The organism is Lentzea aerocolonigenes (genome assembly GCF_000974445.1).
Lineage (GTDB): Bacteria > Actinomycetota > Actinomycetes > Mycobacteriales > Pseudonocardiaceae > Lentzea > Lentzea aerocolonigenes.
Genome location: NZ_BBOJ01000012.1, coordinates 306,597 through 312,636, shown reverse-complemented (window position 1 = coordinate 312,636; position 6,040 = coordinate 306,597). Strand labels below are relative to the sequence as shown.

Here is a 6,040-nt window from a genome sequence, read left to right as displayed (position 1 = left end):
CTACGTCGCCCAGGCCGCGGGCGGCCCGGCCACGCCGGGATGGCAGCGCACCATACGCCGACGCCGGGGCCAGGCCAACTACCGCTTGGTGCGGTACGCGGACGATTTCCTGGTGCTGGTGTCGGGCAGCCGTGAGCACGCTGAACAGTTGCGTGAGGTGGTGGCGGAGGTGCTGGCGCCGATGGGGTTATGCCTGTCGGCGTCCAAGACGATGATCACCCATATCGACGAGGGCTTCGATTTTCTGGGGTGGCGTATCCAGCGTCATCGGCAGAAGGGCAGCGATCGGCGCTACATCTACACCTATCCGTCCCGGCAATCGCTCAAGGCGATCATGGGCAAGGTGAAGAAGTTGTGTCGACAGGACATCAACCGGCCGCTTCCGGTCTTGCTGAGTCGGCTCAACCCGGCTCTGCGGGGTTGGTGCGCCTACTTCCAGCCGGGGGTGTCGAGTTCGACCTTCCACTGGCTGAGTCATCTCACCTGGCGGCAGGTCATTGGATGGATCCGACGCAAACACCGCCGGATCACGTGGAAGCAGCTCCGCCGACGTTATTGCGGCGGCGGATGGTGGCCGATCACAGCGCGGGGACGGCTGTTCGAACCGGGCCGGGTGTCCACTACTCGCTACCGGTATCGAGGAGCCCGTATTCCTACGCCCTGGGCGGCCATCGGATGAGGCGACCCGATCGTCCACACGGGAATCATGGAGAGCCCGGTGCTCAGTAATGGGCACGCCGGGTTCGGGAGGCGGCTCGGAGAAACCCACCAGCAGCAATGCTGACAGGGCGCTCCGAGTCGACCTCACCACGCGCTGCAGACGCGGGTCGGCGATGATCGAATCATGGAGGACCAGTACCTCCGGCTGCTGTTCAACGTGCACATGGTCAGGATCGTCCCCGAGGACGCTCCGGTGATCGCGTCCAGCTGCACCCTGTGGGAGTACGAGAAAGCCATGCCGGTGACGTTCATCGAGGCTGATCTCGTGAACGTGTTCGTGCAGGATCCGGGCGCGATCATTCGAACCCGAATGCTGTTCGACCGTTTGGCTGAGGTCGCCTTGGATGAGGAACAATCTCGGAGGAAGCTGGCGGAGTACGTCGGCCGATCGCGAGAGGACCTCGATGACCCAGGAACGTGCATGGCGTAAGAGCAGCTACAGCGGTGGCACGGAGGATGGTGACTGTGTCGAGGTGTCGCTGGCCCAAGACGCTCTCGTCCGGGACTCGAAGAACCCGTCCGGAGGCGTCCTGACCTTCAGTTCCACCGCTTGGAAAAACTTCCTCGAAAGTCGTTGAACCGTCTCCCTTCCCCGCACGTGTTCCCGCCGTCGAACGGGATCAAGGGGGACGGGCAATGGACGAGAAGACGGTGCTGCTGCCGAAGCAGGGCGGTCAGGTTGTGCCGCTGCGCAGGACTGCTCCGCTGCGGGTGGACGTCGCGGGTGGCGGTCCCGTCGGTCTCGCCTTCGCCTGCACCGTGAAGTCGTTGCTGGGGGACAGGGTCTCGGTGCGCGTCCACGACCGTCGCTGGATGCGCCGGGGCAACCGCGTCGTGTGGCGCGGTGTGGCTGAGGGCAACAACCGGCGCGAGCAGGTCGTGACGCTGCAGAGCAACGTGTGGGCGGCGCTGCCCGTTGCCGTGCAGCAACGGCTTTTCGTGCCGGGCAGGTTCTCCGAGATGTGGCCGCTCGGCCCGGACTCGCCGGAGTCGAAGGGCCGTCCGCGCAACATCAAGATCCGCTGGATCGAGGACGCCCTGCTGGACATGGCCCAGGACGTCTACGGCATCGAGGTGATCCCCGAGGCCTACACCAAGCCCGACCGCTGGGACGGCCTGCACGTCCTCGCGATCGCCGACGGCGCCCGCTCCGCGACCCGTGACTCGTTGAAGGACCAGTTCGGCACGCCGAGCCGTGAACTGTTCTCTGTGGACGGTTCGCCGCTGGACGAGCGCGTCCTCGGCATCCGCGTGACGGCCAAGGTCCCGGACGAGCACACCGTGCCGTTGACGGTGGCGCAGAACAGGTTCCTGTTCAACTCGCTCGGCGGTGGCTTCATCAACATGCGCCTGACCGCCGAGGAAGCCTCCGAGATCGTGGCGCTGGGCGAGAGTGGCCCGGTGTCGTGCATCGGCAAGTTCGGCTGCACGATGCGTCCTTCTGGCACGCGCTTCGTCTGCGACCGCCACCGCGCGGTGTTCAAGCCGTCCGTCGACAAGCTTTCGTACCTGTGGCCCCGAATCCTCGACGGCCTGCGCTTCTTCGGCGTCGGCGCGGCGGACGTCGTGGGCATCACCTCGTTCACCCTCGGCATGCAGCAGATGTCGAAGTTCACCGCCCAGCTCGCCCCGTCGACGTTCGGCTTCCTCCTGGGCGACGCGGCCAACTCGCTGCACTTCTGGCCGGGCCGAGGCCTGAACACGGGCCTGAAGAGCGCCCTGTCCCTGGCCGTGAACCTTCAGAAGCGTTGGCGCGGCTCGGCTTTCCGCGCCGCCGACTTCGCTCAGCACGAGGGGATCATGCAGCAACTTCAGTACCGCGAGAAGTCACGTGCCTGGACCACGATGCTGATGCCGGACTCCGAGGGCGTGCCGCGCGGCATCGAGGACCGCATCCGCGAGGGGTTGCAGGGCCCGTTCGACCGGGCGGCGCTGGTGCAGACGTTGTTCGAGCGGGTGCTGGAGATCAAGAAACGACTGGGCGGCCGGATGGGGTCGTTGGCGACCGACGAGTGGTACTACGGGCGGATCAACGCGCTCGACGCCCGCAGCCTGAAGGTCATGGTGGAGTCCGGGCCGTGGATCACGCGGGAGATCGGCGGCGAGGAGGTCGTCGTGCCGTCGGCTGAGCCCGTTGCCGCTCCGGAGCCGGTGCGCCGCGGTCTCTCTCTGGTGTCATAGGCAATTCATCTCCCGCGGGCAGGCAATTCCAGGCCGTGCAGAATGCCGCTGGACGTCGGCTACCGCCTCGCGGGTGAAAATGTTACTTTGTGCGCTCGTCGTGAATCGGCCGCGCAGGGGCAGAGTCATGAATCTCGTCTGGATCCTGGTCTTTGTCGCTGTCACAATTGTGGTTGCCGGTGCTGTTGTGTTGCGTCGCAAACCGTTGCCGCGCCGTGAAGACGAGTGGTGGGAAACCGACAGCGTCGAACCGCAGCCGGTGATTGTCGAGGACGAGCTTCCGGACGAGGACGACTTTCCCGCTGTGGAGATCCCGCCGGTGCTCGTGGAGACCCCGGCCGTGATCGACGACGGGTACAGCCGGCTGGCCGACCACGACGGGTTCTCAGCTGACGAGAAGTGTCTGTCCGAGCCTGTCACGCGCCACTTCGCACAGTTGCCGATGATCCTTGCCGGTGACCTGGGCAACGACAGCATTCAGCCCCTCGACGCCAAGATCTCCGTCTGGCCGTCGTTGGACCTCCCGTTCGCCGCCGACGGCCCGGATCCGCTTCCCCGCAGCGGGTTGTTCATCCGGCGCAACAACGCGTTCGGGACGAGGGCGACCCTGGGTATCGCGGATCTGATCGACCAGGGCGTGCTGATCGACCAGACGCAGATCCGGTTCGATGATTTCATCGCCGCGAATACCTCGGGAATTCCCGAGCCGGCGCCAGGAGAGGCGCTCTCCGTGAGCTGCGGGATGCGCGCGGCCGAGGAGAACTTCCGCGTGAACGGCAACACCACTCATCTTCTCGAACTGGCGCTGCGGACCGGCGACATTCCGCGGAACGAGCCGTCGAGCCGGGAAAGCCTGCCGCTGAACCTCGTGTTCGTCGTGGACACGAGCGGGTCGATGCACGGCACGAAACTCGACACGGTCAAGGCTGCGATCCGCGAGCTGTACTCGCAGTTGCGTGACGACGACGTTCTGGGAATCGTCACCTTCGACACGGAGGTCCGCACGACCCTCAAGGCGACGACGAAGCGGGAGATCTCCGCCGATCGGCTCGACGCCGTCGTGACAGGACTGGAGGCGGACGGCGGCACGGACATCAACCTCGGTGTGCTCTACGGCATCGACGAGCTGGCCAGGCACTCGCACAGCGAGACGGACCCGCTCAGCTGCCTCTACCTCTTCTCCGACGGCGAGCCGAACTCTGGCGAACGCAACTGGATCACCATCCGCCGCAACATCGCCGACCGGATCCGCGGCGACCTGACCCTGTCGTGCTTCGCCTTCGGTGCGGACGCGCGGGTGCGTGAACTGGAAGCACTCGCCGGTCTCACAGGCGGTTCCTGCACGGTGGTGACCGATCCCGACGACGTCCGCCTCAACCTCACCGAGGACCTGGCCCGCCGCGAGCACCTGGCCGCGATCAACGTCCAGCTGCGGATCCAGCTCGACGCGGACGTCACCGCCTGGCACTTCTACGGGCACGACCTGATCACCGACCCGTCCACCCGCGCCCGCGTGGAACGAGACGTGGCGGCCGCGAAACACCGCGCCCGCGACCAGATCGGCGTCGAGTCGTTGCCGGACCTCGTGACCGAGGACGACGGCATCCGCCTCTTCGTGCCCGACCTGGCGTTCGGTGAGACCTACTGGGTGGTCCTGGAACTGCGGGCAAAGGTGATCCAGCCGGGTTTCGGCAAGGCGGAACGGGCCGGCTTCGGCAAGGCGGCGATCCAGTACGTCGACGCCGTCGCCAGGGAGAACCGCCGGCACGTCCTGGATCTCGCCACCGCCACGACGATCGACACCGAGACGGTCTTCACGCACGCCGTGGGCCTCTGGACGAGCGAGGTCGTGTTCCACGCGCTCGAAGACCTGTACCACGACGACAGGGCCGCGGCGGTCAGGAGGCTGACCGGCCACGTCGAAACCCTGCGCGCGGCCCACGCCCTCATCCCGGCGCGGCAGTTCCACGAGGACCAGGTGACCTTCCGGAAGCTGATCACCCTGGCGAACAACCTCGGCCTGACGCAGGCGTGGACCGACGCGCGAGAGGGCGTCTACACCGTCTTCGCGATGAACAGGTTCGGGCAGAGCAGGTCCGGTTTCCTGCGCAACCGCTACTCCTGAGCCAGGTAGACCCAGGCGTCCACGCCCGACCCGAGCCGCACCAGTGCTCGCCGGTAGTCGTCGACCTCGTAGATGTCCGCCGCCGCAAGCTCCTCGGCGGTCAGTTCGAGGACAGTGCCTTCAGTCGTGTCCGCAGGGTCGCCGGTGTGCCTGACGATCGGATGCCGGTCCGTCCCGCTGACCGCGACCACGGCCGGGTCGGTGATCGTCACCCAGTCCTGCTGATGTCCCGGCAGCACGTCCTCCTTGCCGACCAGTGTCCGCCCGAAGTGTTCGACCTGCACCGACGCCGTCTGCAATGTCCCGTACGAGAAGAGGTGCACGACCGCGCCCGCCGGCCCGCCGATCCGCCGCAGCACCGGACGTGCGACATCGGCATTGCTGACCACCACGGAAGCCCGAGCAGCCGGACCGACCTCGGCCAGGTACCGGCGGCTGGCGGCGTGATACCGCTGGTCGAAGGCCCGTTCAGCCTGCTCCAGCCCGCCGAGCAGGTCGGTGTCCCGGCGCGTGCCGCGCTCTCGTGCCACCTCGAACGGGGTGTCGACGAAGACCACCTCGTCCCACTCCAGGTCGCGCTGCAGGAAGCTGCCATCGACCACGAGCACGAGGTCCTCGGCAGCTTCAACCGGCGGTTCGTCGATCGGTGTGTCCGAGAGCAGGTCGATGATCCGTTGCCGGTACTTGCGGTCCCCGCCCGGCCCGAGCGGCTCCAGCACCAGGCGGGAGAACGACGCGAAGTCGTAGGCGTCGGCGTAGTAGCCGTCGGCCGAGTCACGTCCTTGCCGGTGCCGGATCGCGCGCGGGTGGTGGAAGCCGTCCATCGACAGGTGCGCCGCGGAGCGACCCCGCAGAGCGATGGCGGCCGTCAGCTCGCGGGCCAGCGTGGTCTTGCCGGACGCCGTGATGCCGTCGACGGCCACCCGCAGCGGACGTCCCGGGCCGACCGCGACGAGGTGGTCGGCAATCCTGCCCAGCACGCGCTCCCGAGAAGTGATCATGAGACCGACACTA

General features: G+C 66.9%; 6 protein-coding genes. 5 read left to right on the top strand and 1 reads right to left on the bottom strand.

What is annotated here, in order from left to right:
• The 5 genes from AOM45_RS24145 to AOM45_RS24130 all read left to right on the top strand — a co-directional run.
• On the top strand, positions 1 to 679 hold a 679-nt coding region (locus tag AOM45_RS24145), incomplete at its 5' end, for a group II intron maturase-specific domain-containing protein (protein WP_269083658.1).
• 135 nt (positions 680 to 814) lie between these two features.
• Positions 815 to 1,150 carry a Scr1 family TA system antitoxin-like transcriptional regulator gene (locus AOM45_RS24140; RefSeq protein ID WP_269083660.1) on the top strand — a complete coding sequence of 112 codons (336 nt, stop codon included), beginning with the start codon at positions 815 to 817 and terminating at the stop codon, positions 1,148 to 1,150.
• Positions 1,065 to 1,298 carry a DUF397 domain-containing protein gene (locus AOM45_RS49785; protein WP_346004011.1) on the top strand — a complete coding sequence of 78 codons (234 nt, stop codon included), beginning with the start codon at positions 1,065 to 1,067 and terminating at the stop codon, positions 1,296 to 1,298. The genes AOM45_RS24140 and AOM45_RS49785 overlap by 86 nt, the downstream gene beginning before the upstream one ends.
• A gap of 58 nt (positions 1,299 to 1,356) precedes the next feature.
• Entirely contained in the window at positions 1,357 to 2,901 is a 1,545-nt protein-coding gene (locus tag AOM45_RS24135; RefSeq protein WP_051783238.1) for a hypothetical protein, read from the top strand.
• Between the two features lie 187 nt (positions 2,902 to 3,088).
• Entirely contained in the window at positions 3,089 to 5,026 is a 1,938-nt protein-coding gene (locus tag AOM45_RS24130; RefSeq protein WP_030467372.1) for a VWA domain-containing protein, read from the top strand.
• Here the strand turns inward: AOM45_RS24130 and AOM45_RS24125 are convergent.
• A complete protein-coding gene (locus AOM45_RS24125; protein WP_051783236.1) occupies positions 5,017 to 6,027 on the bottom strand; it encodes a gamma-glutamylcyclotransferase in 1,011 nt (336 codons plus the stop codon). The two genes, AOM45_RS24130 and AOM45_RS24125, sit on opposite strands and share 10 nt — an antisense overlap.
• Positions 6,028 to 6,040: the final 13 nt, after the last annotated feature.

What these genes read in the sequence shown, in the direction of transcription:
- AOM45_RS49785 (WP_346004011.1), top strand. Translation starts at nt 1,065, where the DNA reads ATGAGGAACAATCTCGGAGGAAGCTGGCGGAGTACGTCGGCCGATCGC.
- AOM45_RS24135 (WP_051783238.1), top strand. Translation starts at nt 1,357, where the DNA reads ATGGACGAGAAGACGGTGCTGCTGCCGAAGCAGGGCGGTCAGGTTGTG.
- AOM45_RS24125 (WP_051783236.1), bottom strand. Translation starts at nt 6,027, where the DNA reads ATGATCACTTCTCGGGAGCGCGTGCTGGGCAGGATTGCCGACCACCTC.